At 67.9% G+C, this 18,105-nt stretch carries 9 protein-coding genes; 3 read left to right on the top strand and 6 right to left on the bottom strand.

The window, feature by feature from the left end:
- Positions 1–7: 7 nt before the first annotated feature.
- The 4 genes from NU688_RS11120 to NU688_RS11105 all read right to left on the bottom strand — a co-directional run bounded on the left by NU688_RS11120 (position 8) and on the right by NU688_RS11105 (position 6,289).
- Positions 8–2,023 (bottom strand): MacB family efflux pump subunit, encoded by a 2,016-nt coding sequence (locus tag NU688_RS11120; protein ID WP_257860663.1) that lies wholly within the window; start codon positions 2,021–2,023, stop codon positions 8–10.
- Entirely contained in the window at positions 2,020–3,168 is a 1,149-nt protein-coding gene (locus NU688_RS11115) for an efflux RND transporter periplasmic adaptor subunit (RefSeq protein ID WP_257860662.1), read from the bottom strand. The genes NU688_RS11120 and NU688_RS11115 overlap by 4 nt, the downstream gene beginning before the upstream one ends.
- Positions 3,169–3,257: 89 nt before the next feature.
- A complete protein-coding gene (locus NU688_RS11110) occupies positions 3,258–4,559 on the bottom strand; it encodes a lysine N(6)-hydroxylase/L-ornithine N(5)-oxygenase family protein (RefSeq protein ID WP_257860661.1) in 1,302 nt (433 codons plus the stop codon).
- A gap of 50 nt (positions 4,560–4,609) precedes the next feature.
- On the bottom strand, positions 4,610–6,289 hold the full coding sequence (locus NU688_RS11105) for a cyclic peptide export ABC transporter (protein WP_257860660.1): 1,680 nt from the start codon (positions 6,287–6,289) through the stop codon (positions 4,610–4,612).
- A gap of 262 nt (positions 6,290–6,551) precedes the next feature.
- On the opposite strand from NU688_RS11105, the gene fhuF reads away from it, so the two are divergent.
- The 3 genes from fhuF (at position 6,552) to NU688_RS11090 (ending at position 10,654) form a co-directional block, all read left to right on the top strand.
- Complete coding sequence (gene fhuF, locus NU688_RS11100; protein ID WP_257860659.1) at positions 6,552–7,355, top strand: siderophore-iron reductase FhuF; 804 nt, start codon at positions 6,552–6,554, stop codon at positions 7,353–7,355.
- 122 nt (positions 7,356–7,477) lie between these two features.
- Positions 7,478–8,320: a formyltransferase family protein gene (locus NU688_RS11095; protein WP_257860658.1), complete on the top strand. Its 843-nt coding sequence runs from the start codon at positions 7,478–7,480 to the stop codon at positions 8,318–8,320.
- 192 nt (positions 8,321–8,512) lie between these two features.
- Positions 8,513–10,654, top strand: a complete 2,142-nt coding sequence (locus NU688_RS11090) for a TonB-dependent siderophore receptor (RefSeq protein ID WP_257860657.1) — start codon at positions 8,513–8,515, stop codon at positions 10,652–10,654.
- A gap of 95 nt (positions 10,655–10,749) precedes the next feature.
- Here NU688_RS11090 and NU688_RS11085 read toward each other — a convergent pair whose 3' ends face one another.
- Both NU688_RS11085 and NU688_RS11080 read right to left on the bottom strand, forming a co-directional pair.
- Positions 10,750–14,865 carry an amino acid adenylation domain-containing protein gene (locus tag NU688_RS11085; RefSeq protein ID WP_257860656.1) on the bottom strand — a complete coding sequence of 1,372 codons (4,116 nt, stop codon included), beginning with the start codon at positions 14,863–14,865 and terminating at the stop codon, positions 10,750–10,752.
- A 43-nt stretch (positions 14,866–14,908) separates the two neighbouring features.
- Positions 14,909–18,103 (bottom strand): amino acid adenylation domain-containing protein, encoded by a 3,195-nt coding sequence (locus NU688_RS11080; protein WP_257860655.1) that lies wholly within the window; start codon positions 18,101–18,103, stop codon positions 14,909–14,911.
- Between the last annotated feature and the right edge of the window lie 2 nt (positions 18,104–18,105).

The following is an 18,105-nucleotide window of genomic DNA, read 5'->3' as shown; positions in this document are numbered from 1 at the left end:
GTTGCAACTATTGCGAGGCCAGCGCCACGACGGGGTCCAGCCGGGCCGCATTTCTCGCGGGCATGAAGCCGAAGATCAGGCCGGTCAGCACGGCGCAGCCGAAGGCACCGAGGCTCGCAAGGAGCGAGAAGACCACCGGCACGCCAGCCAGCATCAGCACCGCGACAATCGCGAGCCCCACGATCACGCCCACGGTGCCGCCGACCGAAGTCACCAGCACAGCCTCGGTCATGAACTGCCGCAGGATGTCGGTCTGCCGCGCGCCGGTCGCCATGCGGATACCGACTTCGCGGGTGCGCTCGCGCACCGTCATCAGCATCACGTTCATCACGCCGATGCCACCCACCACCAGCGAGATCGCGGCGATCAGGCCCAGCATCATCGTCATCGCGCGCGCCGTGGCCGACTGCACGCGGATCGCCTCGACCCGGTTCCAGACGCGCAGGTCACGCACGCGCCGCTGTTCGGCCAGCCGGGTCTCGATCGCCTCGGCAGTGGCCTGGGCCTTTTCCATGTCGCGCACCTTCACGCCGATCCAGGTCGGGTTGCGATGGCCGAAGAGCCGCGCCGCAGCGGCAGAAAGCGGCACGACGACACGGTCATCCTGGTCTTCGCCGTTGGTTGTTCCCTTGGCCCCGAGCACCGCAACAACCTGGAACGGCACCTTGTCGACAAGGATGTCCTGCCCGACGGGATCGCTGCCATCGGCAAACAGGACCCTGCGCACCGTTTGCCCGATGACGGCGACCTTGGCCGCGCTCGCCTCGTCGGCCTCATCGAACATGCGGCCCTCGCTGGTTGTCCACCCCAGCACTTCGGCAAATCCGACCGTCGTACCGCCACCCTCCGATGAATGATCGACGTTGCCGCGGCGCACGACGACGCGCTCCTCGATGTACGGCGCAATGGCCTCCACGTTCGGCAGACTTGCGATGGTCTCGGCATCGCCCATCGTCAACGGCGCCGTGGGCGAACGCACGCTGCCCTCCCGCGCCACAACGAACATGGTTCGCACCCCGAAGATCTCGAACTGCGCAAGCACCTCCCGCTGCGAGCCGCCGCCCACCGCCAGCATCGCGATGACCGAGGCGACGCCGATGACGATGCCCAGCAAGGTCAGGCCGGTGCGAAAGCGGTTGCTCCACATCACGCGCCAAGCTGCGCGAGCCGCTTCGTGCAGGTCGGTGGCCAGCGAAGCATGGGCGTTGCGGGCGCCACCAAGGCCGGGGCCGGACAGGGGCGCGATCACGCCCCCCGCCGGCGCAGCCGGAGCAAGGCCATCGCCCGAGTCCGCCACGATCTGCCCGTCGCGAATCTCGATCACGCGGCGCGCCTGCGCCGCCACATCGCGGTCGTGCGTGATCAGGATCACCGTGTGCCCCGCATTCGCCAGCTCGTGCAGCAGCTTCATGACTTCTGCGCCGCTCTGGCTGTCCAGCGCGCCGGTGGGCTCGTCGGCGAGGATGATGCGGCCGCCGTTCATCAGCGCCCGGGCAATGGCCACGCGCTGCTGCTGTCCGCCCGACAACTGGTTCGGCCGGTGGTTCAGCCGCGCGCCCATGGCCAGGCGCTCGAGCAGCGCGGTGGCGCGGAGGCGCCGCTCGGCTTCGGGCATGCCGGCGTAGAGCGCGGGGATCTCGACGTTCTCGCGCGCCGATTCGGTCGCCACGAGGTGGTAGCCCTGGAAGACGAAGCCAAAGGCCTCGCGGCGCAGCCAGGCCAGCGCATCGGCATCGAAGGCCGAAACATCCTGTCCTTCGAACAGGTAGCGCCCACTGCTCGGCCGGTCGAGACAGCCCAGGATGTTCATGAGCGTGGACTTGCCCGAACCGGAAGCACCGACGATGGCGACGAACTCGCCCGCGTACAGCCGCAGCGAGATGCCGCGCAGCACCAGCGCAGGGGCGAGGCCGTCGGCATCGATCTCGTCGGTCTCGTGCGACGGACCGTAGGACTTGCGGATGTCCTGCAGTTCGATCAGCGGCACGGCCGGCTCGAGGGGCGCAGCTGCCGTCGGCGTCATGGCTTCACGACGTCACCAGTGACGATGCGATCGCCGACCTGCGCGCCGTGGACGACTTCGGCCAGCACCCGGTTGCGCACACCGATGCGCAACGGCCGGATCTCGTGTGTGCCGTCGTCACGCAGGACCCGCGCGGTGAAGCGATCGCTGCCGCCACCGGCCACCGGCACGAGCGCGGCCGCGGGAACAGCGGCCACGTCTTTGGCGGAGGCTTCGACGAAGGCGACCTGAGCCGTCATCTGCGGCATCAGTGCGCCGTCTGCGTTGTCGACGTCGAACAACGCGGTATAGACCACGACCTTGTTGCCCGCCGCCGACGGGGTGGCGCCGCTTTCGCTGCCGCCGGCCTTGGGCGCCGGAGTCGGCGGCGCGGGCAGCAGCTGGCGCACCGTACCCTGCCAGCGGCGCTGGTCGGCGCCCAGCGTGGTGAAGTACACCGGCATGCCCGCCTTGACGCGTCGCACGTCGGCCTCCGACACCTCGGACCACACCGTCATCGACGACAGGTCCGCGATGCGCAGCACGCTGGGCGTCTGGTAGGTGGCGTTGAGGGTCTGGCCCTCCCGCGCTTCTACGGAAACGACCGTGCCGGTCATCGGCGCATAGATGCGCGTGTAGCCCAGACGCGCCTCGTCGGCCTTGAGCGTGGCCTGGGTCTGTGCGATCTGGGCATCAAGGTTGTCGATGCGCGCGGCGGCGGAGGCCAGGGTGGCTTCGGCGCCCTGCACGTCTTCCTCGCGCGTGGCGCCGTCGGAGGCCATCTGGCGCTGGCGCGCATGCTGCTGCCCGGCCAGGCGATGCTGGGCGCGCTGGTCGGCCAGCTGTGCGCGCAGACCCGCCAGCGAGGCCCGGCCCGCATCGACGGTCGCGCGCTGCACGCTGGGGTCGATCTCGACCAGCAGTTGCCCCTTGGTCACGACGTCGCCGGGCTGCACTTGCAGGCGCAGGATCTGCCCCGACACCTGGGCACCGACATCGACATAGCGCCGCGGCTGGAGCACGCCGAGCGCGGTGACGCTGGACTCGATGGTCGCACGCACCACCGGCACGGACTCGAACGCGGTGGCGGGGCGGCGCGCCCAGAGGAGGCCACCGCCGATCGCGGCCAGGAGAAGAACAAGTACGAGAGGAACGATTCTGCGCATGTCGGGAGACGGGGCGTTCGAACGGCCCCGCCGCCAAAGCGGAGAACGCTTCGCGACAGGGAGAAAAATCCGCGACCGGGGGCGTGGTTCTAGATCTGGACGGCCTGCGACTCGTCGCGCACCGCGCTGCGCGCGCGGGACTGGGCAGCGAGCAGCGCGTTGCCGATCTCGCCCGTGCGAACGGAGGTCACCGACAGCAGCGTGTCGCTCAGTCCATGGCTGTCTTCGCACGCGCCCTGCAGGTAGATGCCCGGATGGAAATCGGGCGTGGCCTTCAGGCGGTAGTAGCGATCGACGTCGTAGTCGCCCAGGTACGGCGCGAGGGGCATCAACAGGTCCTTGTGCTGATCGCGCGCGTAGCCGGTCGCCAGCACCACGGCGTCGTAGCGAACCGTGCTCTCGCGCCCGGCGTCCTGGTCCCACAGCGTCAGGTGGATGCCGTCGCCTGCGGCGCGCACTGCCCGCACATCGTGCTGGCGCAGCATGCGCAGGCGGTTTCCGCGCATCACCTTCTGGTCGTAGAAGACCTTGAAGATCTGCTGGATCAGGTCGAGGTCGGCCACCGCGTAGTTGGTCTGCGCGAACTCGTCGAGCAGCGCTGCGCGCTCGTCGATGTCGCGGCTGTACATGTAGTCGGTGAAATCGGCGTTGAAGACTTCGTTCACGAAAGGACTGTCGTCCGACGGGCGAATGGAACGCGCGCGCATGATGAAGTCGACCTGCGGCGCGCCCGGGCGCCCCTGCAGATCCATGAAGATCTCGGCCGCGCTCTGGCCCGCGCCGATGATGGCGACCTTGCGCGCCTGCGGATGGCGCGCCATGTCCTTCAGGTAGCTGCTGGAATGGAAGACGCGCGCATCGCCGCGCAGTTCGCGGAAGTTCTCGGGAATGTTGGGCGTGCCGCCGATGCTGACGACGAGGTTGCGCGCCAGCCGCTCCTGCACCTTGCCACCTTCGCCGCGCGAGCGCACGCGCAGCAGCGGCACCTCGCCACCCTGCTTCTCGGGCAGCACCTCGAACACTTCTTCGCCATAGCGGCAGGCATCCTCGAACTGGCCCGCGGCCCAGCCCAGGTAGTCGTTGAACTCGTGGCGGCTCGGGAAAAAGCTCTTGAGGTTGATGAAGTCCGTCAACCGTCCCTGCTCGTGCAGGTAGTTCACGAAGGTGAAGCGGCTGGTGGGATTGCGCAGTGTCGCCAGGTCCTTCAGGAACGAGATCTGCATGTGCGCCTGGTCCAGCAGCATGTGCGGATGCCAGGCGAAGCTGGGTTGCCGCTCGATGAAAAGGGCGTCCAGCGGCTTGCCGCCATGGCGCTTCTCTTCGAGTGCGATGGCCAATGCGACGTTCGACGGGCCGAATCCGATCCCGATCAGGTCATGGATGTGCTGCATGGGATGTCAACTCCTGTGTGTGTTGGATGCGATCGAAAAGGCGCGGGCCTTCACGCGGCGAGGCTCGCCGGGGCGCGGACCCGGTCTTCCGCAATGCGTCCGGCCTTCATGGTGATCACGCGGTCGGCCAGGTGGAAGTAGCGGTCGTCGTGCGAGATGACCACCAGCAGGTGGCCCTTGGCGCGCAATTCGGGAAGCAGCTCGGTGTAGAAGAGATGGCGGAAGGTCGGGTCCTGGTCGGCCGCCCATTCGTCGAACACCAGCACCGGCCGGCCTTCGAGATAGGCGTGCACCAGGGCCAGCCGCTTGCGCTGGCCAGTCGACAGGTCGACGGTGCTGAAGGAGCCGTCCTTGATGCTCACCTTGTGCGCGATTTCCAGGCGCTGCAGATACGGCAGTGCGGCCTGCGGCAGGGCATGCATGCCCTCTTCGCCCTTCTCGTTCGCGACCAGGTCCTCGAACAGGTAGAAATCGGAGAACACGGTGGTGAACAGTTGCCGGTAGTCGTCGCGCGCTTCGGGCGTGACCACGGCGCCGTCGATCAGCACCTCGCCCTGCTGCGGTGCATAGAGGCCCAGCAGCAGCTTGATCAGCGTGGTCTTGCCGGAGCCGTTGTCGCCCACCACGAACACCATCTCGCCGCGGCGAAGTTCCAGGTCGATCGGCCCGAGCACGAATGGCTCGCTACCGTCGGCCGCGTCGAAGGCGTAGCGCACGCCGCGCATGCCGATATCGCGAGTCATCGTGGCGCCGGCGCCGGGCCGCTCCAGGTGCAGGTGAGGCTCGGGGGTGGCGAAGCGCGCCGACAGATCAGCGATGCGCTGAAACGCGACTTTGGCGCGCCCGACGCTGGGCAGCGTGCCTGCGATCTGGTCTATCGGCCCCTTCATGAACAGCATCACCAGCACGAAGCCGCTGAGCACCGCGGGCTCCGTGGTGCGGAACGCGGCCCAGCCCAGGATCAGCGCAATCAAGAGGAAGAACAAGGCCGAGCCGAAGGCAGTGGCGACCACGTAGGTATTGATGGCGCGGCTGTTGACAACCCGGATCTTGTCCACGATGTGCTCGATCTGCCCGCCGAACATGCGGGTGCGACGGGCACGATGCATGCGCAGTTCCTTCGCGCCTTCGCTGATCGCGCGGTAGGTCTTGTGCAGTTGGTCCTCGTGCTCGCGCGCCTTCCAAAAACCGACCTCAGCGCGGGTCTGCGCCAGGATCTGGATGGAGGCACCGATCACCAGCGCGACCAGCAGCAGGCCGAACAGCGGCAGCGACAGCCATGCCATGTAGCCCAGGCAGCCCAGCGTGACGGCCACTGCAATCAGCGTGGCGGAGAGCACGAAGGCTGCGTCGCTGATCATGTCCACGTCCTGCGACAGCACGGGCATGAGGCGGTGGGTGCGATAACGCTCCAGCGCATCGATGGGCGCCGAAAGAATCTTCTGCGCCAGGCTTTTGCGCACCTGGGCCACCAGGCGCTGGCCGACGAAATTGGTCGAGACGTCCGAAGCCATGCGGCCGAACAACGCGATCAGGCACAGGCTGATGAACGTCAGCAGCAGACCGCCGGCCATGCCACCTTCCTGGTTCAGCACCCCGTTGATGGTGCGCAGCAAGGCGACCGTGGCAATGCCCGAGCCGATGCCTGTGACCGCAGACAGCACGATCCAAGGAATGAAAGGTTTCAGCAGATGCGAGGCTTCTGCGGCATTGCCGCTGTTGGATGTCATGCAAGGACTCTTTCCGCGCTGGAGGCGATGACGGCTGCCCGGCCACGCGGAGATCCGCGGCCGAGCCGGAACTGGCTGCAGGAACCCTGCCCTGCGGACACGGATTCCAGGCGGCACGATGCCGCCTCCTGGGTAGACGGTTGGGCCTCGCCGATGTTCACGGCCGGCGGAATTCGACTCGCGCATGAACATGCGGCGTGCCGGCGCGTCTTCTCTGAATGCACCGCGCCCTTTGCTTCATCGCCTTTCGGCAGGCTGGCCCTTGATCCCTTTGCTGAGTCCCCTCTTCCAGGGCGCATTGGCATCGGTCGGCGAAAAGCTGCAGTGCGCAGCCGTCATTCCGCCGGATGCCGTTTGCGTCGAGGATTTGCTGCGACCCGAAACGCTGTGTGCGACGCTGCAGCGCCAGGCCGGATTCAGACACGAGACCGGCAGCGACCTGCGTGCCGTGGCCTCCGCATGGGCGCTGGAATACCTCGGGGTGCTGCTCCCGCCCGTCGTGGCGGCGGCGAGCGTGCTGCAGCACGTCTTCCCGATGGCGGCAACGCAGGTCTGGGTGCAACTGGACCCTTACGGCAATGCGACCGCCTTCCACCTTCGCGGGATGGGCAGCCCCCGCGCCGGTCGCGGCACCGCGGAATGCTACGGACCACTGCTGTGGCAGCACCTGCGGCCGCTCTTCGCGGCCCTCGTCGAACTGACGCGCGTGGCCCCGAAGATCCTGTGGGGCAACGTGTCGCGCAACCTCGAACCCATCTTCGACCAGGCCTTGGCGCTCACCGGTGGTTCGGCGTCGATCCTGCAGGACCGGGAGCATCTGCTGCTGCGCCCCGAGTGGCCGGCGGAGGGCGGCGGCTCGCCCTGTGCCAACCCCCTGCACGGCCGCCAGCGCATGGTCCATCGACTGCACGGCGGCGAGCGCACGCCCCTGAAGCTGCACCGGCAATGCTGCCTCTTCCATCTGCTTCCCGAGGAGACGTACTGCGGTGCCTGTCCGCTGGCGCCGTGCTTCCGGCCAGGCGAAAGCGAGGACGAAGAGGGCGAGATCGGGATGCCGGCGCCCTGACCACGGCCGCGATGAACAGATCGCGGGCTGCATCGTCTTTCCCTGAAGGTGCCGGATTCGGCCGGGGTCTTTGCACGCCCGCTCGTTCGACCGGTCTTCATTCACTCACATCCTCTTCTCCCATGTCCAAGGCAAAGCTCGTCTACATCCTCTCTCTGAGAAACGCCGCCGCCGACAAGGCCGGTCAGTACATCGACTTCAAGGGAGAGCAGCGCTACATGAAGTCGCCGCTCGAATACCTGGCCGAGGCGCTGGACAACACGCCGCTGGGAGACGCCTACTCGCTCGAAGGCATCGTGTACGACGACGACGAGCACTCGCCACGCGATCAAGCGGTGCTGGCGGACTACGGCTTCGCATGGCATCCCGAGCGGAAATGGATCTTCCCGAAGGACCTGAAGGCCCAGGGCAAGCTGCTGCGCGACATGCTCTACGCCGTGCCCTCGACCTACCGGCGCCTGCCGCTGGATTCGGGCGACCGCATCCCGGCGAAGAGCGCCTACGAACGCACCCTGCTCGACAAGCTGCTGACGCTGCAGGCCGATGTCGTCGTGCTCGACGGCCTCCTGATCATCCTGGACGAACTGGTGCGGCCCGGCGCGCACTTCCATCGCAAGATGGTCAACATCCATCCCGGCATCACGCGCATCGAGTCGCCGTACGAACGCCGCGGCGCCTGCGCGACGCTGGACGCGCTGCACGGCGTAGAGGGCCGGAAGGTGGTGAACTGGACCACGATGGAAAAGGTGCCTGCGCCCACCATCACGAAGACCGGCGCCTCGCTGCACTACGTGGACAACGGCATCGATTCGGGCGAAGTCATCTTCGACGTACTCGGCACCGACATCGCACCCGACGACTCGATTCTCGAGCTGCGCTGGAACAACTTCAATCTCAGTCTCTTCCCCGCACTCCACAAGGGCTTGGCCCTCTTGGCACCTCACGTCCGACGCGCGGCGCAATAAGCGCGCATGCATAGCCACGGCCATTTCACATCCGCAAACGGGAAGAGCCGCGCGCTCGACGATGCGGCGCTTTATCGAGAGGCGGTGCACAGAAATGTTGTGCCATCACAACCATGTTGTGCATTTTTGGCGGGCTAATAAGAACCATTCTCATTAAAATCCGCCCGGTTCAATACTTCCTAAGTCCTCTTTATGCGCACTCTTGCCCTGCCCCGCCAACGCTTGTTGAGCGCTTCGCTCGCGGCGGCCTTTGGGACTGCTTCGACCCTCCTGGGTCTTTCCGTCTCCGCCCAGACCGCGACGCCCTCGAATGCCAAGGCCCCGGCCGCACCATCGACGCTGCCGACCGTCACCGTGAGTGCCGAGCCGGAAGACACAGGCTACGCGGCCAAACGCGCCACCACGGCCACCAAGACCGACACGCCCATCGTGGAAGTGCCGCAGTCGATTTCCGTCATCAGCCGCAAGGAAATCGAAACGCGCGGCGCGCAGGACGTCATGGAGGCCCTTCGCTATACGCCCGGCGTCACTACGAACACCTACGGCCCCGACAACCGCGGCTGGGAATACATCCTGCTGCGCGGCTTCGACGCCGGTGTCACGGGCATCTATCGGGACGGGCTCTCCCAGCCGGCATTCGTTCCCACCTACTACCTGACCGAGCCCTACGGGCTCGAGCGCGTGGAGGTGCTGCGCGGCCCGTCGTCGACGCTGTTCGGCAAGGGCGATGCGGGTGGCGTGGTCAACCGCGTGAGCAAGCAGCCCGGCGAGCGGGTCCGTGAAATCGAAGTCCAGTACGGCAGCTTCCAGCGCAAACAGCTGGCCTTCGACCTCGGCGACCAGATCGGCGGCAACACCGACCTCAGCTATCGCTTGGTAGGTGTCGGCCTCGACAGCAACGAGCAGAGCAGGTACCCCGACGGGCACCAGTTGAACCGCACCCGCACCTACCTTGCGCCGTCCGTGCGGTGGCAGCCCAATGCCCAGACCTCATTGACGGTCTTTGCAGAGTTTCTCAACAACAACACGGCCGAAGACCCCTACTACCTCAGCCAGAACGGTATTTCCACCCGCGTGAAGGTGGGCGACTACAGCTTCGGCCAACTCAAGCAGAAGCAGAGCGCCCTCGGCTATCGCTTCGAGACGGCCTTGAGCGACAACTGGACGCTGCGCCAGAACTTCAGCTACACCGACGTAGACCAGAGTCGGCGCGCGGTTTGGGCCGATTCTGTCAATGAAGACGGACACACGCTCGCGCGCGTCGCCAGGACGTGGAACGACCCGATGAAGGTGACGGCGATGGACACCAACGTACAGGGCAAGCTCAGTCACGGCTCGATCCAGCACACGGTGCTGCTGGGCGTCGACTACACCGAGCAGAAGGGCAAGCAGCGCCGCTTCCGCGGCCCCGCGCCGGACCTCGAGCTGAACCTGTTCCCCGTTTACGGCCAGTTCATACCGACGCCCACCAGGCCGCTGTCGAACCTGGCGCAGTCGACGCGCCAGATCGGCTTCTATGCCCAGGACCAGATCAAGTTCGACGAGCACTGGCTGCTCACCGTCGGTGGCCGCCAGGATCATGTGCGCCAGATCACCGACAACTACCTGGAGACGACCCGCACCCGGGCCTCGGACAGCGCGTTCACCGGCCGCGCGGGCCTCAACTATCTGTTCAGCAACGGCTGGACGCCCTACCTGAGCTACGCCACCTCCTTCCTGCCCAATAGCGGGGCCGATGCGAACAGCGAGCCCTTCAAGCCCAGCCGCGGCAAGCAGGTCGAGGTCGGCGTCAAGTATCAGCCCCCGGGCACCAAGAGCCTGTTCACCGCTGCGGCCTTCGACCTGCGCAAGACGAATGTGGTCACCACCGACCCGCTGACCTTCGAGCAGCGCCAGATCGGCAAGCAGCGTTCGCGCGGCATCGAACTGGAAGCCAAGGGCGAACTCGCGCCGGGCCTGAACATTGCGGCCTCCTACACCTGGCTCGACATGAAGGTGCTCGCCAGCGCCGATCCGGACGAAGTCGGCAAGATCCCGCCGCTCGTGCCCAAGCAGTCCGCCTCGGTCTGGCTCGACTACACGATGGGCAACGGCGTGGGATTCGGCGGCGGTGTGCGCTACATCGGCAAGCGCCAGAACGACGAAGTCAACAGCTCGGCCGAACGCGGTGTGACGCTGCTCGATGCAACCGTGAGCTACGAGAGAGGCCCGTGGCGTTTCGCGCTCAATGTCACCAACCTGGCGAACAAGAAGTACAACTCGATCTGCTACCACGGCGAGTGCTACCAGGGCATGGACCGCGCGGCCACCCTGACCGCCCGCTACAAGTTCTGATCTGCCGCTCCCTCCCCCGCGCTAATGCGGGGGCGCGGGGAGCCGCTTCGTTCTTCCTGTTCCCCACACCGCGGCACCTTGCCGCGGTAGCACTGTCAGTGCGCGCCGGCTGTCGCCATGCCCTGCGCTTCACGCATGGCCGCATGCACATGCCGCAGCAGCGCGGCGTTGTGCACGATGCCCTGGTGGTCGGCATCCAGCTCGATCGAGATGCGCGGTTCGCCGTCGAACTGCGACAGCAGCGCGACCTTGTCCTTGGCCGCTCGCTCCTTCTTCCACCAGAAATGCGGTGCCACCTTCAAGCGCGGGAATGCGGCGATCTTCTCGGTGATCGCGTTCACGCGCCGGGTTCCCACGATCCCCTCGAAGATCTCGGCCGGCTTCACGCCGATGCCGGCGGCGGCCACGATCTCCTCGACCGCGTCGCGCACAGTCTCGTCCGAGGCGGAACGGATGGATTCGAAGCGGTCGAGCATCGCCTGAATGGCCTCGGGGCCCATGCCGCCGTTGGCGGTGTCCCGAACGAAGTCGCGGAAATCCTTGTACCAGGCGTTCGAGTCGAAGGTCTCGTCCAGCAGGAAGCTGTCGACCATGCCGAGGAAGGCGACCTCCACGCCCGCCTGCTCCAGCAGGTGGGCAACGTGCACCGCGACCACCGAGCCCAACGACCAGCCGACGATGCCAACGGCACCTTCGGGCCGTGTCTTTCGAATGACGTCGACGTAAAAGCGTGCCATCTGCTCGATGGACTCCAGCTCGGCGATATCGTCCGTGTAGCACAGGCCGTAGACGGGATGCGCGTCTTCCAGGTGGCGTGCCAGCGGGCGGTAGTCGATCGGACGGCGCCGCGCGGGTGGCACGCAGAACAGCGGCATCGCCTGCGCCGGCCCGGCATAGGCGTTCAGCAGCTGGACGGGCTCGGGCGCCGTGCCGATGTCCAGCTGTGCCACCAGCCTGGCGATGGTCTGCTTCTCGAGCAGATCCTGCAGCGAGATCTGCACGCTCAATGCGCGGGACTTGTTGATGCGAGCCAGCAGCTTGAGCGCCACGAGCGAATCGCCACCGAGTTCGAAGAAGTTGTCGTGGCGGCCTACGCGCGGCACACCCAGAACCTGCGCCCATATCGCCGCCAGTCCTCGCTCCACCGCCCCTTCCTCGGCGCCCCGCGGCGCCTCGTACGCCTGGGCACTGGTGAACTCTGGCGCCGGCAGCGCCTTGCGATCGACCTTGCCGTTCGCGTTCAGCGGCAACGCCTGCAACCCCACCAGCGCCGCGGGCACCATGTAGTCGGGCAGCTTCTCGCCCAGCCGCTGGCGCAGCTGCGCCGTGTCGATGGCATCGCCCGACACATACCCCACCAGCCGCACACCCGAGGGCCCCTCGTTGGCCACCACCACCGCCTCGCGCACCCCGGGCTGCGACAGCAAGCTCGCCTCGATCTCCCCCAGCTCCACCCGGAAGCCCCGGATCTTCACCTGATGGTCGATGCGCCCCAGGTACTCCAGCTGCCCCTGCGAGTTCCACCGCACCAGGTCTCCGGTGCGATACAGCCGCCCTCCCGCCTCATCGAACGGGTCCGCCACGAAGCGCTCCGCACTCAGGCCCGCGCGCCCCAGGTAGCCGCGCGCCAGCAGCGCTCCCCCGATGCACAGCTCGCCCGCCGCGCCTTGCGGCACCAGGCCGAAGTCCGACCCCACCACGCGCAGCGCTCGCCCCGCCAGCGGCGTGCCGATCGGCATGCGCTGCGGCTGCTCATGACCCTCCTCCAGGTACGGCGCGCAGTCCAGGATCGACGCGGTCACCGTCGCCTCCGTCGGCCCGTACGTGTTCAGCAGCGTGATCCCCGCCAGCCCCGCCCGGCGCCACGCATTGAGCCCCTCCGGCGGCATCGCCTCGCCGCCCGCATGCACCTGGCGCAGCGCCCCGTAGGAGCGCTCCCCGTGCCGCGCGAAGTCCTGCGCCAGCAGCAGCCAGTAGGCCGTGGTCAGGTCGGCCACGCTGATGCGCTTGTCGATCAGCTCGCGGTAGAAGGTCTCGCTGTCCCACAGCTGCGGGCCGCGCAGCACGATCGCCGCGCCGGCCACCAGCGGCGGGAAGGTCTGCTCCACGAAGCCGTCGAAGTTCAGTGTGGAGAACTGCAGCATCCGGTCCGTGGGCACCAGCCCGAAGAAACGCACCGACTCCTGCGCGTGCTGCACCAGCGCGCGGTGCGCGATGCCCACGCCCTTGGGCCGCCCGGTGGAGCCCGAGGTGTAGATCAGGTACGCCAGGCTCTCGCCGTGCAGCGCGACCTGCGGGTCGTGCGCGGGCTGTGCGGGTTGTGCTGGCTGTGTGGACTGCTCCAGCGTGTCCAGCTCCAGCGTGGCCAGCGTCCGGCTGAACGGCAGCCGCGCGGCCACATGCGATTGCGTCAGCAGCAGCGCGATGGCGCTGTCCTCGGCCATGTAGGCCAGCCGCTCGGCCGGGTAGTCCGGGTCCAGCGGAACGTAGGCGCCTCCGGCCTTCAGGATCGCCAGGATCCCCACGATCATCTCCACCGAACGCTCCACCGCGATGCCCACCCGCGCCTCGGGCTTCACGCCCAGCGCGATCAGCCGGTGCGCCAGGCGGTTGGCTCTCGCGTTCAACTCGCCGTAGCTGAGCACCTGCTCGCCGAAGACCAGCGCCTGCGCATCCGGGGTCCGCTGCGCGTGCGCTTCGAACAGGCGGTGCACCGGCTCACCATCCTCGTAGCGCTGCGCGTTCACCCCGCGCTCTGCAAGCTGACCTCGCTCGGCAGCGCCCAGAAGATCGATGCCCGAGAAGCGCTGGTCCGGATCGGCCGTCAATGCGCCGAGCAGGCGCAGGTACCAGCCCGACAGCCGCTCCACGGTCGCCTCGCCGAAAAGATCGGTGTTGTATTCGATCAGCGCGTGCGCACGCGTCGGCTCGATGAAGAAGTCCAGCGACAGGTCGAACTTGGCGCTCGCATTGTCGGTTCCGATCTGCTGCGTGCGCGCTTCGCCGAACGCGAGCTCGGCCGCGTCGTCGCCCATCTGCACGCCGAACATCACCTGGAACAGCGGGCTGCGCGAAGCGTCGCGCTTCTCGTTGCGGCTGGCCAGCAACGTCTTGAGCGGCAGATCCGCATGTTCCAGCGCGGCCAGTGAATCGCGCCGCACCCGCCGGCAGATCTCGCGCAGGCTGGCGTGCGGCTCGAGCCTCGCGCGGAACACCTGGGTCGTGATGAAGAACCCCACCAGATCGCGCACTTCGTCGCGATGGCGGCCCGCATTCGCCACGCCGACGGCGAAGTCGTTCTGACCGCTGTACCAGCCCAGCAGCATCTGCCAGGTCGCAAGCAGGACCACGAAGGGCGTGCACTTCTCGCTGCGGCAGAACTTCTGCAGCGCCACGGCCAGCGCGGGGTCCAGGGCGAAACGATGCACGGCGCCGTTGAAGGTCTGGCGCGAAGGGCGCGTGCCGTCGAGTGGCAACTCCAGCGGCGGCACCTCGGGTCCGAGGTGAGCGTTCCAGTAGCTCAACTGCTTCGCGAGGCCTTCTCCTTGCAAGCGCTCGCGCTGCCACAGTGCATAGTCGGCGTACTGGGCCGGCAGTGCCGGCAGCCGGACGGCCGCGCCCGCGGTCAGCGCCATGCGATAGGCCGAAGCGAGGTCACCCGCGAGGATCGGGTTGGACCAGGCGTCCGACACGATGTGGTGCAGGCACACCGTCAGCACGTGTGCCTCGTCCGACAGCCGGATCAACCTCGCCACCAGCGCGGGCGCCGTGCCGAGATCGAACACATGCAGCGCCGTCTCCTGCATCAGCGCATCGACATGCGCCTGACGCAGCGCCTCGGGCTGATCGGACAGATCGAAGCGCTCCAGCGCGAACGCTGCCTCCTGCACCATCTGCTGCAGCGGAACGCCATCCTTCTCGAAGAAGCGGGTGCGCAGGATGCCGTGCCGGTCGATCACGGCCTGGAATGCGCGCTCGAGCGCATCCGCATCGAGCGGCTCCTGCAGGCGAAACATGCTCGGCAGGTTGTAGGCCGTCAGCCCCGGCGCCAGGCGCTGCAAGAACCACAGCTGCTCCTGCGCATGGGACAGCGGCACCTCCTCGCCGTTCGACACCCGATGCAGGATCTCGTCGTGCTCCTGCGCCCCATCGTCGTCCGCCGATACCCGTTGCGCCGCCCGGGTGCTGCCCATCACTGATACATCTTGCATGTCAAACCGATCCTGTACTTACTGTGTCTTTGCCCATCGGCGCTCAGCCGACAGCCGAGTCCGCGAGACGCTCCTGCGCGTGCGTCTTCGCCAGCTGTTCCATCCGCTCGAGGTCTTGGTCCTCCAGCGCGCGAAGCGCCGCCGCCAGCGTGGCGGCGGAAGGATGGTCGAACACCAGCCCCGGTGCGATCTCGAGCCGCAGCAGCTTGCGGATGCGCGCCACCAGCTTGATCACCAGCAGCGAATGCCCGCCCAATTCGAAGAAGTCCTCCTCCACGCCGACGGCATCGCGCTGGACCAGGGCCGCCATGCACTCCGCCAGCACCGCTTCGAGCGCGTCGCGCGGCGCCATGGCCGCCGGCTTCGGGTCGTCGACCCTGGCCGCGGACAGCAGCGACTGCCGGTCGATCTTTCCGTTCGGCAGCCGCGCGAACTCCGCGACGAAGGCGCAACGCGCGGGGACCATGTGCGCGGGCAGCAAGGTGCCCAGGCGCTCGCTCAGCGCGCCGCGTGCAGCCTCCGATGCCAGGGTCTCGTCTGCGACGACGAAAGCCCGCAGTTCGGCCCCCCCGCCGCCGTCGGGCAGCGCCAGCACCACTGCCTGCCGCACGCCGGGCTGCGACAGCAGCACCGCCTCCACCTCGGCGGGCTCGACCCGGAAGCCGCGAATCTTGACCTGGTCGTCGGCCCGCCCTGCCAGGCGGAGGCCGCCCTCGGGCAATACATAGGCCACGTCGCCCGTGCGATAGAGCCTTTGCCCCGGCTCGAACGGATCGGCCACGAAGGCACCCGCCACCTCCCGGTTCAGATAGCCGCGGCAGACCTGCGCACCACCGACGTAGACCGTCCCCAACGCGCCGCTCGGCACCAGGCGCAGCGCCTCATCCAGCACGTGAACGCGGTTGTTCGCCAGCACGCGCGACAACGGGAGCACCGCGGACGCGGTCTCGTCCGCCGACACGCGATGCACCATCACGCCCACCGTCGTTTCCGTGGGACCGTAGTGGTTGTAGATCGTGGATGCGGGCGCGAACCGCGCGATGCGCTCGATCAGCGAACGCGGTGCGGCCTCGCCACCCAGCACCAGCGTGGCGGGCAGCGCCGGTGCCTCGTCCTCGAGCAAGGCCTCCAGGTGCGAGGGCACCATCTTGAGCGCATCGATCCGGCCTTCGCGCATGAAGCGCGCGAAAGCGCTCGCATCCTTCACGTCGCCGGGTCCCGCCACCACCAGGCAGGCGCCGTGATGGAACGCACTGAACAGCGCCGTATTGCCCAGGTCGGCCACGACCGAGCTGGTGAGCCCCCAGCGGCGGCAGCGGCCCAGGTCCATGGCCGACGACACCGCGGCCACGTAGTTGAGCAGATGCCCCTGTTCGATCACCACCCCCTTGGGCGTTCCGGTCGAACCCGAGGTGTAGAGCACATAGGCCACATCCTGCATCGCGGGTTGATGGGCCGGCGCGCCGCCGTCGGCCACGGCCTCGAGCGCCATCTCGTCCAGCGCCGCCTGCCGCCACGGCGCGTCGCCGTCCGGCGCCGGTCCGGCGGCATGCAGCACGAGCGATGGCGCGGCATCTTCCAGGACGGCCCGGCGACGTGCAGCCGGCCATTCGGGGTCCAGGGGCAGGTAGCCCGCCCCGAGGCGCCAGCTCGCGAGCATCGCCACCAGCAGCTCGACCGAGCGCGGAAGATTGAGCGCCACCAGCGTTTCGGCCGTGGCGCCGCGAGCTTGCAGCCCACGCGCCATGCGGTTGATCTGCGCGTCGAACTCGCGGTAGCTCAGGCGCACATCGCCCGCTTCCAGTGCAGGCGCGTCCGGTGTCGTGCGCGCCCAGCCGGCGACCTGCTGGGCCAGCGTGAAGCTGCCGACGTCGAGCGTCGCGCCGCGCGCCGCCAGCAGCAGCGATTCGCGCTCGCGCGCGCCCACCAGCACGAGACTGCCTACCGGTGCGGCCGGCTGCGCCACGGCTTCCTCGAGCAGGGCGACGAGCTGCCACTGCAGCCGCTCCAGGGCCTGCGGTGAATAGCGCGATGCGTCCGCATGCACGGACAGCGTGAACGCCTGCCCGGCCTGTTCGACCTGCAGGGCCAGCTCGAAGCAAGGCTGCGGCCCGGGCGCGGCATCCACACGCCAGGCCAAGGCGCCGCGTGGCTGCACGGGCAGGTTGTCGAAGGTGAAGCCCAGCTCGAGGTGCGCGGAGATCGGTGGCGCATCGACCGCCCAGTACTCCTGCGCCTCGGTGTGCCCATCAAGCGTGGCGTTCACGCGCGCGACCCAGTCGGTGAAGCGCTCCTCGGGAGCGACATCCACGACCACGGGCAAGATCTTCTCGAAAACGCCCACTGCGCCCTGCATCACCTCGTAGTCGTGCCGGCAATCGTTCTGCCAGCCGGCAACGAACGGCTTGTGACCGGTCAGGCGAGCCACCAGCAGCCACCATGCGGCCTGCAGCAGCCGGTCGGCGCCGCAGCCGATCTGCGCGGCGAGCTCCTGCACGCGAGCAGCGAGCGAGGCGTCCAGCGGCTGGACAAGGCGAATGCGCGACGGTGTCCGAGCGGCTGGGGAGGCCCCGTCCAGCCGCATGTGCAGGCGCGGCGCCTGCAGCGCATCCGCACGCTCGATGCTGGCACGCCAGTAGGCACGGCCGGCATCCGCTTCATCGCTGCTGTCGAGATCCTGGCGCCATTCGACGAACTGCGCGTACTGGAAGACTTCGTCCGCATCGACGGTCTGTTGTGTCAGGTAGGCCGTGGCCGTCTGGTCGAGCAGGCTCCGCAGGCTGCCCTTGTCGGCGGCGAACACGCTGACGGCCAGCACGAGCTTGTGCCGCGTCTCGCCCAGCCGCGCGATGCCGACACGCAGCAGCGCGCCCTGCGCGACATCCAGCGGCTCCTGCGTGAACGCGGCGATCCAGTCGGCCATCGCGGCCGCCTGATCGGCATGGCCGCGAAGATCGATCTTCTGCCAGCGGAGCGCTGCTGCGGCATCGAGGGCCTGTTGCCGCAGGCCGCGAAAGCCGGGAACCTGCAGCACCGCCGAACGCAGGGCGACATGGGCTTGCAGCACCGACTGCAGCGCGGCCTCGAGCCGCGTCGCGTCGAGCTCGCCGTCGAGATCGGCCTGCAGCAGCAGTTGAGGCGCACCGGCCGCGGCCTGTTCGCCGTAGGGCGCCCAGGCGGCACGCTGCTCGGGGCTGAGCGGCAGGGAGGATGTCGTGGTTTCGAGAACGGCAGCCATGT

The sequence above is a fragment of the Variovorax sp. ZS18.2.2 genome, from assembly GCF_024701975.1.
GTDB lineage: Bacteria > Pseudomonadota > Gammaproteobacteria > Burkholderiales > Burkholderiaceae_C > Variovorax.
This window is presented reverse-complemented; position numbering and strand designations above follow the sequence as displayed.